The sequence below is a fragment of the Amycolatopsis sp. NPDC034160 genome (genome assembly GCF_055575355.1).
On the sequence record NZ_JBVISU010000008.1, the window covers coordinates 231,292 to 247,114 of the forward strand.

Here is a 15,823-nt window from a genome sequence, read left to right on the forward strand (position 1 = left end):
CCCCCCTCGCCCACGAGGTTTTGGGAGCGGTCCTGCAAGTGCGCTCGGACACACTGAGGGTCCTGCTGTGGCGGCGCGCGCTCGATCCGCATCTGGGCCGCTGGTCGCTTCCCGGCGGCAGGCTGCGGCCGGATGAGGACGTCGAGGCGTCCATCCGGCGGCAGCTCGCCGAGAAGGTCGACGTTCGGCAGTTGAAGCATGTGGAGCAGCTGGCGGTGTTCAGCGCACCGGACCGGGTGCCGGGCCCGCGCGTCGTGGCGACGGCCTTCCTCGGCCTCGTGCCGTCCGATGTGGACCCAGAGATCCCGGAAGACACCGAATGGCACGACGTCTCCGAGTTGCCGCGCACGGCGTTCGACCACGAGTCCATCGTGCTGCGCGCGCGCGACCGGCTCCGTTCGAAGCTCTGTTACACGAATCTCGGGTTCGCGCTTGCCCCGGAAGAGTTCACCGTATCGGCGTTACGGGGGCTGTACTCGGCTGCGCTGGGTTACCGGGTGTCCGCGACGAATTTGCAGCGCGTGCTGTCCCGGCGCGGGTTGCTCGTCCCCACCGGGCACACCGCGCCGCCGGGCCGGAGCGGTGGTCGGCCAGCGGCGCTGTTCTCCTTCGCGGGCAAGGGGATGCAGATCACCGACCCGTTCGCGGTGTTCCGCCCGCCTGTCCGGAAGTGACCGTCCTGCGAAGTCCTCGCGGTCCCCGTACCTTGAACGGGTGACCGAGCCGAGCGAGGAGTCCACCGGGAAGGCGATCTTGCCGCTGTTCCCGCTACAGACCGTGCTTCTGCCTGGAACACACCTCCCACTGCACATCTTCGAACCGCGATACCGGCAGCTGATCACGGATCTCGTCGGCGACGTCATCCCGGACCGCGAATTCGGTGTCATCGCGCTGCGCACGACGATGAACAGGGAGGTCAGCGGAATCGAGCACGTCCACGAGGTCGGCTGCAGCACGGTGCTGCGCGAGGCGAAACGGCTGCCGGACGGCAGATTCGACGTCGTCACCACCGCGCGGCGCCGGTTCCGGCTGCTGGAGATCGACCGCGTTTCCGCGCCGTACCTGATCGGCTCGGTCGAATGGGTGCCCGACGACCGGTTTTCCACGGTGCACGGCGACACCGTGACCAGGCTCGCCGACGTCGCCAAGACCGCGCATCGCCGCTACTGCGAATCCGCCTGGCACGCCGACGACTGGACCACCCCGCCCGACGACGGCGACATCGCCGCGCTCGCCTACCGGCTCACCGCGGACTGCCTGGTCCCGTTGGAGGACCGGCAGCGCCTGCTGGAGGAGACCAACCCGCTGCGGCGGCTGCGGATCGCATGCCGCCTGCTGACGCGTGAGGCCGGATTCCTGAACACCCTCGGCGCCGTGCCGATGCCGCCGGGGGAACTCGGCGAGTTCACGCGCCCTTCGAACCTGAACTGAGACCCGTCAAGTGCTATGAAAGGTCCTTTCCTTGCAAATTTTGCAAGGAAAGGACCTTTCATAGCACGCGCGAGACCCTACTTACCGGACTTCGAAGCCCCTTCAGAGCCCTCTTCGGCCCCGTTCCCGCCGCCGAACTTGCTCCACACCTTGCCCGCCGCCCCGGAAACCGCCTCGCCGACGTCGCTGAACACCTTCGTCAGCGGGTCGGCCGAGCTGTTCCAGGAGTCCTTGTACGACTTCGCGGCCGACTTCAGGTCGTCGGTCCAGTTGGCGGACGGCGCGTCCTCGTCGCGGCGCGGGTACTCGCCGGCCAGGATCGCCCGGTACTCCTCCGAAGCGGCCCACTTCTGCAGTTGCGCGGCGCGCACGACGGCCAGCGGATGCGACATCGTCTCGACGTAGCGCAGCTTCAGGTAGCTGTCGCGGATGTCGTCGACCGACTCGTACTCCGACGCCTGCCGCAGGAACGCCGGGATGTCGATCTTCGACGGGTCGATGCCGCCCGCGACCAGGATCTGCGACCGCAGCGCGGCGGTCGGGTCCTGCGAGCACAGCAGCCCGGCGCGGTCGCAGGACAGTTCGGCCTTGCGGTACCACTCGCGCAGCGCGGCGATGACGACCCGGATGCCGATCGCGCTCACCGGTGTCCACGACATCGACATCTGCAGGCCGATCAGCCGGAGCATGATCGTGCGGTACACCGCGTGCCCGGACAGCACGTGCCCCATCTCGTGCCCGATCACGAACCGCAGCGAGGCGAGGTCCATCGATTCGACGGTCGCGGTGTTGAGCACGATGAACGGCTCGTCCATGCCGATCGTCTGCGCGTTGACCTCGGGGCTGCGGGCGACGAACAGGTTCGGCACGCGGTCGAGGTCGAGCGTTTCGGCGCATTCGTTGCGCAGCTTGTCCAGTTCCGGATACTGCGTCGGGCCGACCCGGATCGCGGAGGCCAACGCCATGAGCCGCTCACCGCGTTCGCTGTAGAAACCCGAAATCGCCTTCACGACCTGCGCGAATCCGGGTACCGCGCGCAGGGTGGCCAGTGCCCCACGGTCGACGGGGTGTTCGTAGGCCCGCGGGCTGATGCCCGGGAACCGGACGGCGTTGTGCCGGGAAACCTCGATGTCGTCAGTCAAGAAAGCCCCCTAGAGAAGTCCCGGCCCACCCTAGAGGAAAACCGTCAGCCGAGTCTGCGACCCAGGTCTTCCCGGCCGTTCCACGCGGTCAGCAGCGTGTAGGCCAGCGTGGTCATCAGCGGCGCGGCGAGCATGATCCAGGGCGATTCGATCTGCGGCGCCTTCATGATGACGTCGCCGACGGCGGGCGCCGCTCCGATCTCGTAGCGGCTGTTGGCGAACGAGACGCCCATCGTCGTGCCCAGCCAGCCCGCGAGGGTCGCGCCGCCGGTCGCGGCGATCAGCACGACCGGACCGCGGCGCTCGCGCAGGAGCCAGGTCACGACACCGATCAGCAGCCCGGCGCCGAGCGCGAGGAACCCGTAGATGGCGAGGTCGTCGAAGCGGTGCCAGCTCTCCAGTTCCAGCGGCGCGAGGCCACCTTCGGCGTCGAGCACCCGTATGCGCTGCGGCGGCGCGAGCCGTGCCCACAGCCACGCCAGCGGGAAGCCGAGCAGCCCGGCCGTGGACAGCACGCTGACCGCGGGCAGCAGATCGGCCTTGACGACGACCTTGGGGTACGGGCGGCGCGGCCTCGGCAGCATGGGGACCGACCAGGGGTCGGGCACGCTGGAAGACAGGTGTGCCGGTTTGCCCGACGTCTCGCCCAACCCGGACCCCTCTCACGCTGCTTGTGCAGAGCGTAACCAATGACGGCCCCAGCGCACGCAACCCGGCACCGAGTCGCGCCCCTCTCTCTCGCGCGTTTAGTCCTCTGAATGCGGTAGTTGCACGCGCGAGGACCGCATTCAGAGGACTAAACGCGGAGCGCGTCAGCCCGCAAGTTCGCCGTGACGGCTACACCTCGCGGTCCAGCCCACCGGAGTGATCTGGACGACCATCCGCCGCGCACAGAACGTGCAGTAGCGCGGCGGTTCGAGTGCCGTTCTCGGGTTGTGGCAAGCGGGATGTTCGGCGCCGCCATCGGACGGTTGTCCACAATGGACACAGAAGGCCGGTCGCTCAGAGGACGTCACTGATCGCCTTCACCGGCATCTTCAGCTCTTCGAGCATCTCCAGATCCGCGGTGGCCGGGCGGCCGAGGTTGGTCAGGTAGTTGCCGACGATGATCGCGTTGATCCCGCCGAGCATGCCCTGTTTGGTGCCCAGATCGCCGAAGGTCAGCTCACGGCCGCCGGAGAACCGCAGCAGCGGCCGCGGCATCGCCAGCCGGAACGCGGCCACGGTGCGCAGGGCGTCCTTGCCTTCGACGACCTCGTAGCCCTCGTACGGCGTACCCGGCTGCGGGATGAGGAAGTTCATCGTGCACTCGTCGGGGTTCAGCTCGGCAAGCTGCGCGGCGAACTCGGCGCGCTGCTCGATGCTCTCCCCCATGCCGATGATGCCGCCGCAGCAGACCTCCATGCCCGCCTCGCGGATCATGCGCAGGGTCTCCCAGCGCTCTTCCCACGTGTGCGTGGTGACGACGTTCGCGAAATGCGAGCGCGCGGTCTCCAGGTTGTGGTTGTAGCGGTGCACGCCCATCTCGACGAGTTCGTCGACCTGCTCCTGGGTGAGCATGCCGAGCGAGCAGGCGATCTGGATGTCGTTGCCGTCCTCGCGGATCGCCTTGATCCCTTCGCGGACCTGCGAGAGCAGCCGCTTGTCGGGACCGCGGACGGCGGCGACGATGCAGAACTCGGTCGCGCCGGTCTCGGCGGTCTGGCGGGCGGCCTTGACCAGGCCGGGGATGTCCAGCCACGCCGAACGCACCGGCGTCGGGAACCGGCCGGACTGCGAGCAGAAGTGGCAGTCCTCGGGGCAGCCGCCGGTTTTGAGGCTGATGATGCCCTCGACCTCGACCTCGGGGCCGCACCAGCGCATCCGGACCTCGTGGGCGAGCGCCAGCAGATCGGTCAGGTGGTCGTCGTCGAGCCGCAGCACTTCGAGGATCTGTTCCTCGCTGAGCCCGACGCCACGCTCGAGGACCTGGTCGCGCGCCACGGCGAGGATGTCGACGGTCTCCGGGGCTGTGGTCACGAGGCGGCTCCTGTTCGGGGTGGGGCGGCAAAGCAAAGGCACATCATCGTGCACGACCGGACGCCTCGCACACAGCGACGCAGGTCACTTCTGGGCCGACGCGCGGCCGGCGAAGCGTTCGGGGTCGAATTCCCCGCCGAACCACGGCGAGAGACCCGCCCTGGCCAGCGCGGTGAACTCCGCCAGCTCGGCCGTGCCCATCCCGGCGGGCAGCACGCCCAGCAGCGGGGCACCGGCGGCGACCGGCAGGTCCTCGAGATTCGACACCGCCGCCAGGTCGGGCTCGTCAGGCCAGGCCCCGACGATCACCCCGGCCACGGTGAGGCCGCGTTTGGTCGCGACCTCGGCGGTCAGCGCGGTCGCGTTGAGTGTGCCCAGCCCGGCCTCGGCCACGACGATGACCAGCGCGCCGAGCGACCAGGCGACGTCGGCCAGCGAGGCGCCGTCGGCGTCGAACCGGACCAGCAGACCGCCCGCGCCCTCGATGAGGGTGAGGTCGTGGTCGCCGTCGAGCTCACTCGCGGCGGCGGCGATCTCGCTCGGGGAAAGCGTCGGCAGCCCGGACAGCCGCGCGGCCGCTTCCGGCGACAACGGATCCGGATATCGCCGCAGCTCCCGGGTGGTGACCGGACCGGCGAGACGGACGACGTCGGCGAGGTCGCCGGGTTCGTCCGGACCCACCCCGGTCTGCGCCGGTTTCAGTACGGCGACACGCTGGCCTTGACCGGCGGCCAGTGCGGCGATGGCGGCGGTTGAGATCGTCTTGCCGACACCCGTACCGGTGCCGGTCATGACCAGCATGCTCACGTACCGAGAACTTAGTGGGTCCGGATCGAGTCGTGCTGAACGGCTCCGTCAGCTCCCCTGATTGGGCACGGCGGTGACGGCGCCGACGGGCGAGAAGGACGGTCCACCGTCGTCCGACAGGTAGACCTGGGCGGCGCCGACGTCGAAGTACATCCCGGTCAGGTGCAGTTCGCCCCGTGCCTCCGCCTCGGCGATCAGCGGGTAGTCACGCAGGTGGTCCAGCTGCTGCAGCACGTTCTGCAGGGCCAGCCGGTTGACCTCGGCCTCCGGGGGCTCGCCGTCGAGGGTCACCGGGACCTTGCGCTCGGCGCTCGGCTCGGCGTGCCGCAGCCAGGAGGTCAGCATCGGCGTGTCGTCGGGGGCTCCGGTGGCCAGCGCCTGCATCGCGCCGCAGCCGGAGTGCCCGCAGACCACGATTTCGCGCACCTTCAGCACGCCGACGGCGAACTCGACGGTGGCACCCATCGACGGATCGGCCTGGCGGGCGGGCACCAGGTTCCCGATGTTGCGGACGGTGAACAGGTCGCCGGGCCCACTGGTGGTGATCATGTTCGGCACGATGCGCGCGTCACCGCAGGTGATGAACAGGGTATGCGGCGACTGACCGCCCGCCAGCCTGCTGAGCGCGGGCTGCATGATCGCGGCGGTGCGCCGCTGGAACTCGGTGGCGCCGCGCAGGGTCGGACCGCCGCGCTGGCCGGGCACCTCGACGTCCTTGGCCTGCCAGTCCGACCAGGGCGCGAGCAACCGGGGCACCGAACGCGACGCGGCCGTCCTGGACAAGGTGGGATCGTCGGATTTGCCGTTGGCGAACCACGGATGCCCGATCTCGTCGACGATCACTTCGCCGCCGGCGCGCTCGTGGCCGTGCTGCCAGTTCGAAAGGCTCTCGAAGGCGGCGTGGTCGAGGTAGTCGACGACAAGCTCCAGCGTCACCTTCGCGCCGTTGGGCACGGTCGCGAGCACCCGGCTGAGCCTCGGCACCGAAAGGAACGTCAGGACGCCTTCGACGACGACGCGCCACTCGTCACCGTCGCGTTCGGCGTGGATCCCGGACCACACCGTGCGGTGCACCATCAGCAGTACCGACAACGCGATACCGAGCAGCACCCCGGTGAGCAGGTCGAAGACGACGACACCGGCGAGGGTCACCAGGTACAGGCCCAGGTCACCGTGCTTGAGGACCACCTTGATATGCCCGGGGTTGACCAGCTTCGCACCGACGTGGACGAGCAGACCGGCCAGTGCCGCGAGCGGGATGTTCTGGATCAGCCCGGCGAACGCGGCGACGAACACCAGGATCCAGACACCGTGCAGGATCGCGGAGGCGCGAGTGCGGGCACCGGTGGCGACGTTGGTCGAGCTGCGGACGATCACGCCGGTGACGGGGAGACCGCCCAGCGCGCCCGAGGTCATGTTCGCGGCGCCCTGGCCGATCAGCTCACGGTCGAGGTTCGAGCGCGGTCCGGTGTGCATCTTGTCGACCGCGACGGCCGACAGCAGGCTTTCCACGCTGGCGATCAGCGCGATGGTGATGATCGCGACGGCGAACGCGCCCCAGCCGCCGTCCGGCAGTTGAGGAGCGAAGCGGATGGCGAGCAGGTCTCCGGGCAGGTCGACGCGGGGCAGGGTCATTCCGGTGGTCACGGACAGCACGGTCACGACCGCGATGGCGGCCAGGGGGCCGGGGATCTTCCGGACGGACGCGGGCAGCCGCGGCCACAGCAGCAGGATGCCGATGGTGAGGACACCGATCAGGGCGGCGGTGTCGTGGTGGCCGATGATCTGGGCGGGCAGCTGGGCGATGTTCGCGAGCGCGGAGCTCTGCGCCGATCCGCCCAGCACGACGTGGAGCTGACCGAGGACGATGGTGACACCGATCCCGGCGAGCATGCCGTGCACGATGGCGGGCGAGATCGCGAGCGCCCCGCGGGCGATCCGGCTCAGGCCGAGCAGGATCTGCAGTGCGCCGGCGGCGACGGTGATGGCGCAAGTGGTCGCCCACCCGAAGGTCGCGATCGTTTCGGCCATGATCACCGTCAGTCCGGCGGCCGGACCGCTGACCTGAAGGGGCGAGCCACCGAGCGCGCCCGCGACCACACCGCCCACGACGGCCGCGATCAACCCCGCGACGATGGGCGCCCCTGAAGCGAGCGCGATGCCCAGCGAGAGCGGGACGGCGACGAGGAACACCACCAGCGATGCGGGCAGGTCGTGCCGAAGCACGACGCGAGGTTGGAACTTCTTTGACGTGGCCAGCATGATCACCAGGAAACTGGTGATTTGTCCGCTATGCACCACCTAATCGAGTGAATCTTGTCCTTCAAGCGGGTGGTGTAGCCCACTTTTGGGCTGCATTGTTACTTGGAGATGTCTTCTACCTTTCAGAAACCCTTGCCAGCTCCCGGATACTGGGAATTATCGATCGGCCGCCTGGCCAAGACGCACGCCGGGCGAACCGGTCCGTGAAGGACTTCTGAGTCCCTCAAGGAGTCCTTCACGGACCAGTGATGAGGCAAGGGGGCTCAGGACTTCACGGGAGTCGCCGCCGAAGTGAACGACCGGCGCGCCGCGTCGAGCAGATACACGTTCGCCTTCCCGACGTCGAAGTACATCCCCGTCAGCCGGAGTTCACCGCGCGCCAGCGCGGCGTCGATGACCGGGTACGAGCGCAGGTTCTCCAGTTGCTGCACCACGTTGTGCAGGGCGAGCCGATCGGCCTCGCGGGCGGGACGGGCGCCGTCGAGCAGCACCGGCCCCTCGCTTTCCCAGCGTCGCAACGTTTGTTCGCCGTGCCGCAGCCAGCCGCCCAGCCGCGCGAACCCGGCGGGCGCGTCCCCGAGCAGCGCCTTCATCGCACCGCAGCCGGAATGCCCGCACACCACCACTTCCCGCACCCGCAGCAGCCCGACGGCGTACTCGATCGCCGCCCCCACCGAGAAATCCGCTTCGGTACTGGCGTGCGGGACGAGGTTTCCGATGTTCCGCACGGTGAACAGGTCACCGGGTCCGCTGGTGGTGATCAGGTTCGGCACGATCCTCGCGTCGCCACAGGTGACGAACAGCGTATGCGGTCGTTGCTTGTCGGCCAGTCCGTCCCAGGTCCGCCGCAGCAGCGGCGCCGTCCGCCGCTGGAACTCCGAAGCACCGCGGCACAACGGGACACTGCCGCCGCGCTGACCCGGCAGTTCGAGATGTTCCGCCTGCCATTCCGACCACGGCGCGAGCCAGCGCGGCACCACGCGGGACGCGACGCCGCGCCGCACGGTCGGCACCCCGGCCTTGCCACGGCCGAACCACGGATGCCCGATCTCGTCGACGACCACGACTCCCCCGCCCCGCTCGTGCGCGCGCTGCCAGCCGCGCAGGCAGTCGAAAGCGGCGTGGTCCAGATAGTCGACGAAGAGTTCCAGTGTCACTTCCGAACGCTCCGGAACTGCGGCAAGGACGGTCGTCAGCCTTGGCACGGATAGGAATGTGAGCGCGCCTTCGATGACGACGCGGGTCCGCGCACCGTCCGGTTCGATGTGGATTCCGGAGAACAGCATCCGGCGCAGCATGAGCACGAGCGCCACCGCGATCCCCGCGACGACGCCGGTGAGCAGGTTGACGGCGACCGCGCCGAGCAGGGTCGCGAGGTAGACCGGCAGGTCGCCGTGGCGACGGACTTCGCGGAGGCTGGTGACGTTGACGAGTTTGGCGCCGACGTAGACGAGGAGTCCGGCGAGGGCGGCGAGCGGGATCAGCCGCAGCGCGTCGGTGAGGAAGAGGCAGCAGCCGAGGATCCACACGCTGTGCAGGATCGCCGACATCCGGGTGCGGGCGCCCGCTTCGAAGTTGGTCATGGTGCGCACGACGACGCCGGTGACCGGGAAGCCGCCGAACGAGCCGGCGGCGACGTTCGCCAACCCCTGGCCGATCAGTTCGCGGTTGAGGTCGGTGCGCGGCCCGTCGCGCAGTTTGTCGATGGAGAGGGCCGACAGCAGGCTTTCCAGACTGGCTATGAGCGCGATGCTGAGCACGGCGGCGGCGATGGCCGCCCAGGAACCGGACGGCGCCTCGGGGACGAAACCCAGCCCCGGCAAGCCGTTCGGGAGGTCGACGCGCGGCAGGTCCATCCCCGCCGCGAGCGAAAGGCCGGTGGCCGCCGCGACGGCGGCGAGCGGGCCGGGGACGCGGCGCACGGGACTCGGCATCCGGGTCCACGCCAGCAGGACACCGACGGTGACCACGCCGATCAGCGCGGCCTGGTCGTGGTGGCCGACGAGCTGACCGGGCAGGGCGAGGACGTTCGCGATCGCGGAACCCTGTGCCGCTCCGCCGAGTACGACGTGCAGCTGGCCGAGGACGATGATCAGGCCGATCCCGGCGAGCAGGCCGTGCACGATGGCCGGCGAGATCGCCAGCGCGGCCCTGGCGACGCGGCTGACGCCGAAGAGGATCTGGACCACGCCGGCGGCGGCGGTGATGGCGCAGGTGGCGGCCCAGCCGAAGGTGGCGATGGTCTCCGCGAGGACGACGGTCAGCGCGGCGGACGGGCCGCTGACCTGAAGGGCGGAACCACCGAAGAGGCTCGCGACGAGTCCGCCGACGACGGCGGAGACGAGTCCGGCGAGCAAGGGTGCTCCGGCGGCGTGTGCGACGCCGAGCGAGAGAGGGACGGCCACGAGGAAGACGACGACCGAAGCCGGGATGTCGTGGCGAAGGTTCTTCAGGAGGGTCGATGTGGGGTTGCGGCGGCCCGGGGGCCCGGTGTCGTGTTCGTCACCAACGATGTCGATCATGGGGGCAGGAAACCGGATCGGCGCGCAAAAGTCCGCTACGCAAAGGATTCTCAGGTTTGCTTGTGCACCGAAGAACTGGGGCATAGCGGTCTTTTACGACAAATCGCCCGTCAAACATCCCGATCGGACTCGCCCGTTCGCCTGACCAAGATCAACTGATGATCACGGACTGTACCGAGCGTGGCCTTCCCGGTTTCCCGTGACTGCCGTCACACTCTTTAGGCGGAATTTTGTCGTTTTTACGCTTTTTGTGCGGCCGCCACCATTGCGGAAGTGATCGCCGTGAGGTCGTCGGCGTCGGAAATGTAGGGCGGCATCGCATAGATCAAATTCCGGAACGGCCGCAGCCAGACCCCGTTCGCGGTGAGGACCTCGGTCGCCACCGCCATGTCCACCGGATGGTCCAGTTCCACCACGCCGATGGCCCCGAGCACCCGCACGTTGGCGACCGAAGACAGCTCACGAGCGGGTTCGAGCCCGGCTTTCAGCGCGGCCTCGATCCTCGGGACGTCGGACTTCCAGCCGCCTTCGGCCAAGATCCCCAGCGAGGCGTTGGCCACCGCCGAGGCCAGCGGGTTCCCCATGAACGTCGGCCCGTGCGCGAGCACCGGCAGTTCGCCGCGGGAGATGCCGTCGGCGATCCGCGGCGTGCACAGTGCCGCCGCCATCGTCAGGTAACCGCCCGTCAGCGCCTTGCCGAGACACAGGACGTCCGGGGTCACCCCGGCGTGTTCGGCGGCGAACATCCGGCCGGTCCGGCCGAACCCGGTGGCGATCTCGTCGAAGATCAGCAGAACGTCGTTGGCTTCGGTGATCTCCCGCAACGCGCGCAGGTACGCGGGCGGGTGGAACCGCATTCCGCCGGCACCCTGCACGACCGGCTCGACGATGATCGCGGCCAGTTCGCCCGCGTGCCGCTCGACCTCGGCCGCGAGCAGGCCGAGGTACGCCTGATCCGGTTCGTCGTCGAACGCGCCCGGCGGCTTGGGCAGGAACAGCTGCTCCGGCAGGATCCCGCGCCACAGCGAATGCATCCCGCCGTCGGGGTCACAGACGCTCATCGGCGTGAACGTGTCACCGTGGTAGCCGCCGCGCCAGGTCATCAGGCGCCGCTTATCCTTCCGCCCCACCGATTGCCAGTACTGCAGGCACATCTTGACGGCGACCTCGACCGACACCGAACCGGAGTCGCACAGGAAGACGTGCCGCAGCCCGTCCGGGGCGAGGTCCACCAGGGTCTTGGCCAGGGTGATGGCCGGTTCGTGGGTGAGTCCGCCGAACATGACGTGACTCATCCGGCCGGCCTGGTCGGCCAGCGCCGCGTCCAGCACCGGGTTCCGGTAGCCGTGGATGGCCGACCACCAGGACGACATGCCGTCGACCAGTTCGCGGCCGTCTTCGAGGGTGAGCCGCACCCCGCTCGCCTCGCGGACCAGCAACGGGTCGACCGTGCCCGGCATCGGTGAGTACGGATGCCAGACGTGTTCCGCGTCGAGGGCGAGGAGTTCTGCGGCGTCCATCCCGCGACCCTACGACATGCCCTGGTCAGCGCAGCAGCACAGGGAGGGTCTTCAGACCGTGGACCAGGGCGTTTTCCCGCCACCGCAAGGTTTCCGGCTCGGCGTCGAGACTCAGCCGCGGGAACCTCTCCGGCAGGCAGCGCAAGGCGATCTCCGCCTCCAGGCGGGCCAGCGGGGCACCGACGCAGTAGTGGATGCCGTGGCCGAACGCGAGATGCCCGTTCGCCGGCCGCGTGACGTCCAGCGGTCCGGATCCGGGAAGTGTCCGGCGTCCCGGTTGGCGCCGAGCAGGGAGACGAACACGAACTCGCCCGCCGGGATCTCGACGTCGCCGACCTGGACGGGCTCGGCGCGGAGCGCCGCCAGCTGCTCCGGCTCGCGCGGCAGGGCGAACACGCTGTTCGAGATCAGGTTGACGGTCGTCTCGAAGCCCGCCACCAGCAGCAGGAACGCCATGGCCGGCAATTGCTCCCCGGCGAGTGAAGCGCCTTCGCCACTGGCGTGGATCAGGCCCGACAGCAGGTCTTCGGCGGGCTTCGCACGCTTTTCCTCGACGAGGTCGACGAGATACGCGTGAGCAGGTCGACGCGCTCCGCGTCGCCGATCCCGTCCAGCAGTTCCTCTCCGGCGCGCCGGTCAGCGTCCGGCCAGCGCGGCCACCACTCGCTCGGTCACCTCGGTCCAGTACGCCCGCTGTTCTTCGCGCTCGTCGGCGCCCGCGAGCCACTCCTGGTGGAAGCGGAGCGTGGTCTTCTGCTCGGTGCCATTCACCGTGATCTGCAGGGTGGAGTCGTGATCCCAGTCCTTCGGCCGCCACGTCAGCCGGAGCTTGTCGCCCTCGGAACGGCCGCGGATCTCGCCGGTCGTCCCGTTGGCCGTCTCGTAGGGCGCGCCCAGTTCACGGCCCAGGTCGGCACCCGGGCCGAGCCAGATCTCCACGCCCTCGCGTCCGACCAGGAAGTCCCACACCTGTGCGCCGCTGTACGGCACGGTCTGGGAAACACCTACCTGCCAACCACTTCCGGCTGTTTTGGCCACTGCTCTCGTCACCGGCCCATCCTCGCATCGGGTGTACCGTGCGAGGTTCACCGGTCCGGGTGGAGGATCTCATTCCGTGCGCTACCGTCCGATTTCTCCCGCTCTGCTGGTCTCCGAACTGACCGAACGCATCACGACGATCACGGGCCGCCGCCGGATCGCGGTCGCCGTCGACGGCGCGGCCGGTGCGACCGACACCACAGAACTCGCGGACGCCCTGGTCGATCCCCTGCGCGTCGCCGGTCACGCGGCGTTGCGGGTCTCGGCGAACGACTTCCTCCGCCCCGCGTCCCTGCGCTTCGAACGCGGCAAAGAGGACCCCGACGCGCGCTACACCGACTGGCTGGACCTCGGCGCCCTGCGCCGCGAGGTACTCGACCCGCTCGCCGAGGGCGGCAGCGGACAGGTACTCCCCTCGCTGCGGGATCCGGTCCGCGACCGCGCCACCCGCGCGGAGCGCGTCGACCTTCCCGAGGGCGGTGTCGTCCTGCTGGACGGCGAGTTCCTGTTCGGCGCGGGCCTCGCGTTCGATCTGAGCGTGCACCTGTGGCTTTCCCCCGCCGCGCTCAAGCGGCGGGTGCCCGACAAATGGGCGCTGCCCGCCTACGAGCGCTATGAAGCCGAAGTGGACCCGGTGGCGTTGGCCGACCTGGTGATCCGCGTCGACGACCCGAACCACCCGGCACGCTACGAACCCTGACGGCACTCGCCGTCAGCGCACCGCGGCGACCGGGTCGCCGTCGAGCAGGCCGGAAAGCCTGCTCGCCATGGTGTCCCACCGCCAATGTCCGGCGACCCATTCGCGGCCGGCGGCCCCCATGCGCCGCGCCCGCACCGGGTCGGCCAGCAACGCGGCCAGCGTCTCCCGCAACTGCTGTTCGTCACGGCCGTCGACGACGTGCCCGGTGACCTCGTCCAGCACCGTTTCCGGCGCCCCACCGGAATTGCCGGCGACGACCGGCAGCCCGGTCGCCGAAGCCTCCAGGTAGACGATGCCGAGCCCTTCGACGTCGAGGCCCTTTCCGCGCGTCCGGGCAGGCATGGCGAAGACGTCACCGGCGTTGTAGTGGGCCGGCAACTCCTTCCACGGCACCGACCCGGTGATGACCACGTTGTCTTCGACACCCAGTGCGCCGACCAGCCCGGTGAGCGTCTTGCGGTACGGGCCGCCGCCGACGAGCAGCAGCGCCACGTCCGGGATCCGCCTGCGGAGTTCGGGCAGGATCTTGATCAGCATGTCCTGGCCCTTACGCGGCACCAGCCGCGAAACGCACACGATCGTCGGCCGGTCGCCGAGACCGTGCCGATCGCGAATCTCCTTGCCCGCGGCGGGATCCGGGCGGTAGAGCGCGGTGTCGACGCCGCACGGCAGCATCTCCAGCCCCGCCATCGGACCGAAAGCGGCCGAAAACCGGGACCGCGTGTACTTGCTGACGTAGGTGATCACGTCGACGGTCTCACCGATCCGCCGCAACGCCTGCCGCGACCCCGGGAGCATCGACCAGCCGACCTCGTGGCCGTGCGTCGAGGCGAGCAAGCGGCGGGCACCCGCCGATCGCAGCGGCTGCCCCAGCAACGCCAGCGGCGCGGCCGCGCCGAACCAGACGGCCTCGCAGTCGCGGGCCCGCATGATCTCCTTGGCCCGCTTGAGCACGTCCGGTGTCGGCAGCATCAGGGACGTCGGATGGCGTACCACCTCGAACGGGGCGGCGGCGTCGAACTCGGTGTGCGAGCCGGTGCTCGACTCCCAGGATGGCGCGTACACGACGAGATCGTCCGCGGGCAGACGGGTGGCCAGCGAGTTCAGGTAGTTCTGGATACCGCCCGGCCGGGGAGGGAAGTCGTTGGTCACCAGCAGCGTCCTCAGCACCCCTGCAGGCTACTTGGCCCCCGGCACGCGAAAGGGGCGGCACCGCCTGCGCGGTACCGCCCCTTTCACCGTCCCCGTGAGGGGACGAAAATTCCTTCGTCAGGCCGTCGGGCGACGGGCTCCGACGTAGTTGTTCTGCAGCGGCGACACCTTGACGACGTCACCGGAGGTCGGCGCGTGCACCATCATGCCGTTGCCGACGTACATGCCCACGTGCGAGACGGGCGAGTAGTAGAACACCAGGTCGCCCGGCTGAAGCTGCGACTTCTCGACCGGAGCGCCGAAGGTGGCCTGCTGACGGCTCGACCGCGGCAGGGAAAGACCGGCCTGCTTGTAGGCCCACTGCATCAGACCCGAGCAGTCGAAGGTCGACGGACCCGTCGCGCCCCACACATACGCGCTGCCGAGCTTGCTCTTCGCCGCCGAAAGTGCCGCGGCGGCGGCGGGGCCCGGAGCCGGCAGGTTGGGGAACGCGCCGCCCTTGTCCTTCTGGGCGGCCTTGTCCGCGGCGCTCAGGTTGCCGCTGGCCCGCTCGATTTCCTTGAGCTGGTCGTTCAGCGTCTTCTGACGCGCCTCGATGTCCGTCGTCAGCTTGGCGGCGGCGTCACGGGCGGCGGTGGCCGCCGCCTGCGCGTCCGCTGCCATCTTCGCGGAGGCCGCGGCCTGGGCGACGGCGCCGCTCAAGTTGTTCAAAGCGGTGTTCTTGTTCGCGGCGAGGACCTCGAGCGCCGAGGAGCGGTCCAGGAAGTCCTGGGTCGACGCGCCCGACAGCAGCGACGACAGCTTGTTCAGCTGCACACCGCTGGTGAACGACGCACCGGCGAACTTGTTGACCTCGGCCTGGAACGTCTTCTCGTCACCGGCGGCCTTGAGGCCGGCGTCCTTGGCCGCCGCGGCGTCCGCGGTGGCCTTGTCGAGCTCGCCCTGCTTCGCGGCGAGATCGTCCTTCGCCTTGAGAAGGTCCTCGTTCGCCTTCTCCGCCTGCGCCGCGAGGTCGCGGTACTTGGCGAGCGCTTCCGAACCGGACGGGGGCTGTTGTTGGGCGGGGACTGGGGCAGCGGTGGCGGAAGGCTGAGCGACCGTTACTGCGGTGATCACCGCGGCCGCGGCCAAAGCTCCTGACACCACGCGCTTGACTGGATGCGACTGCACGGTCGCGCGTGTCTCCTTTGCTGTCGGCCACTGACTCCGAACCGGGGACGAAGAGGTCGG

General features: G+C 69.3%; 14 protein-coding genes and 1 pseudogene. 3 read left to right on the forward strand and 12 right to left on the reverse strand.

Features of this window, described 5'->3' with window-relative positions; genetic code table 11:
* Positions 1–38: 38 nt before the first annotated feature.
* A complete protein-coding gene (locus tag ACZ54P_RS18945; protein WP_465462910.1) occupies positions 39–674 on the forward strand; it encodes an NUDIX hydrolase in 636 nt (211 codons plus the stop codon).
* Positions 675–714: 40 nt separating this feature from the next.
* Positions 715–1,431: an LON peptidase substrate-binding domain-containing protein gene (locus ACZ54P_RS18950; RefSeq protein WP_465462835.1), complete on the forward strand. Its 717-nt coding sequence runs from the start codon at positions 715–717 to the stop codon at positions 1,429–1,431.
* A gap of 77 nt (positions 1,432–1,508) precedes the next feature.
* On the opposite strand, the gene ACZ54P_RS18955 is transcribed toward ACZ54P_RS18950, so the two are convergent.
* The 10 genes and pseudogenes from ACZ54P_RS18955 to ACZ54P_RS19000 form a co-directional block, all read right to left on the reverse strand.
* Entirely contained in the window at positions 1,509–2,573 is a 1,065-nt protein-coding gene (locus ACZ54P_RS18955) for a M48 family metallopeptidase (protein WP_465462836.1), read from the reverse strand.
* Between the two features lie 44 nt (positions 2,574–2,617).
* Entirely contained in the window at positions 2,618–3,223 is a 606-nt protein-coding gene (locus ACZ54P_RS18960) for a DUF2567 domain-containing protein (RefSeq protein WP_465462837.1), read from the reverse strand.
* 162 nt (positions 3,224–3,385) lie between these two features.
* Complete coding sequence (gene bsaP, locus ACZ54P_RS18965) at positions 3,386–3,589, reverse strand: biotin synthase auxiliary protein BsaP (RefSeq protein WP_465462838.1); 204 nt, start codon at positions 3,587–3,589, stop codon at positions 3,386–3,388.
* On the reverse strand, positions 3,576–4,592 hold the full coding sequence (gene bioB, locus ACZ54P_RS18970) for a biotin synthase BioB (protein WP_061983158.1): 1,017 nt from the start codon (positions 4,590–4,592) through the stop codon (positions 3,576–3,578). Before bioB ends, bsaP begins: the two co-directional genes overlap by 14 nt.
* A gap of 84 nt (positions 4,593–4,676) precedes the next feature.
* Positions 4,677–5,393: a dethiobiotin synthase gene (gene bioD, locus ACZ54P_RS18975; protein WP_465462911.1), complete on the reverse strand. Its 717-nt coding sequence runs from the start codon at positions 5,391–5,393 to the stop codon at positions 4,677–4,679.
* A gap of 54 nt (positions 5,394–5,447) precedes the next feature.
* Positions 5,448–7,661 (reverse strand): SulP family inorganic anion transporter, encoded by a 2,214-nt coding sequence (locus ACZ54P_RS18980; protein ID WP_465462839.1) that lies wholly within the window; start codon positions 7,659–7,661, stop codon positions 5,448–5,450.
* A 263-nt stretch (positions 7,662–7,924) separates the two neighbouring features.
* Positions 7,925–10,183, reverse strand: a complete 2,259-nt coding sequence (locus ACZ54P_RS18985; protein WP_465462840.1) for a bifunctional SulP family inorganic anion transporter/carbonic anhydrase — start codon at positions 10,181–10,183, stop codon at positions 7,925–7,927.
* A 239-nt stretch (positions 10,184–10,422) separates the two neighbouring features.
* A complete protein-coding gene (locus ACZ54P_RS18990; RefSeq protein ID WP_465462841.1) occupies positions 10,423–11,703 on the reverse strand; it encodes an adenosylmethionine--8-amino-7-oxononanoate transaminase in 1,281 nt (426 codons plus the stop codon).
* Between the two features lie 25 nt (positions 11,704–11,728).
* Positions 11,729–12,285, reverse strand: a pseudogene (locus tag ACZ54P_RS18995) (cytochrome P450); the annotation flags it as partial.
* A gap of 54 nt (positions 12,286–12,339) precedes the next feature.
* Positions 12,340–12,693 (reverse strand): SRPBCC domain-containing protein, encoded by a 354-nt coding sequence (locus ACZ54P_RS19000; RefSeq protein ID WP_465462912.1) that lies wholly within the window; start codon positions 12,691–12,693, stop codon positions 12,340–12,342.
* Between the two features lie 124 nt (positions 12,694–12,817).
* On the opposite strand from ACZ54P_RS19000, the gene ACZ54P_RS19005 reads away from it, so the two are divergent.
* The gene (locus ACZ54P_RS19005) at positions 12,818–13,441 is read left to right on the forward strand and encodes a nucleoside/nucleotide kinase family protein (RefSeq protein ID WP_465462842.1); all 624 of its coding nucleotides are present in this window, start codon (positions 12,818–12,820) and stop codon (positions 13,439–13,441) included.
* Between the two features lie 12 nt (positions 13,442–13,453).
* On the opposite strand, the gene ACZ54P_RS19010 is transcribed toward ACZ54P_RS19005, so the two are convergent.
* A complete protein-coding gene (locus ACZ54P_RS19010; protein WP_465462843.1) occupies positions 13,454–14,611 on the reverse strand; it encodes a glycosyltransferase family 4 protein in 1,158 nt (385 codons plus the stop codon).
* Between the two features lie 99 nt (positions 14,612–14,710).
* On the reverse strand, positions 14,711–15,763 hold the full coding sequence (locus ACZ54P_RS19015) for a C40 family peptidase (protein WP_465462844.1): 1,053 nt from the start codon (positions 15,761–15,763) through the stop codon (positions 14,711–14,713).
* Positions 15,764–15,823: the final 60 nt, after the last annotated feature.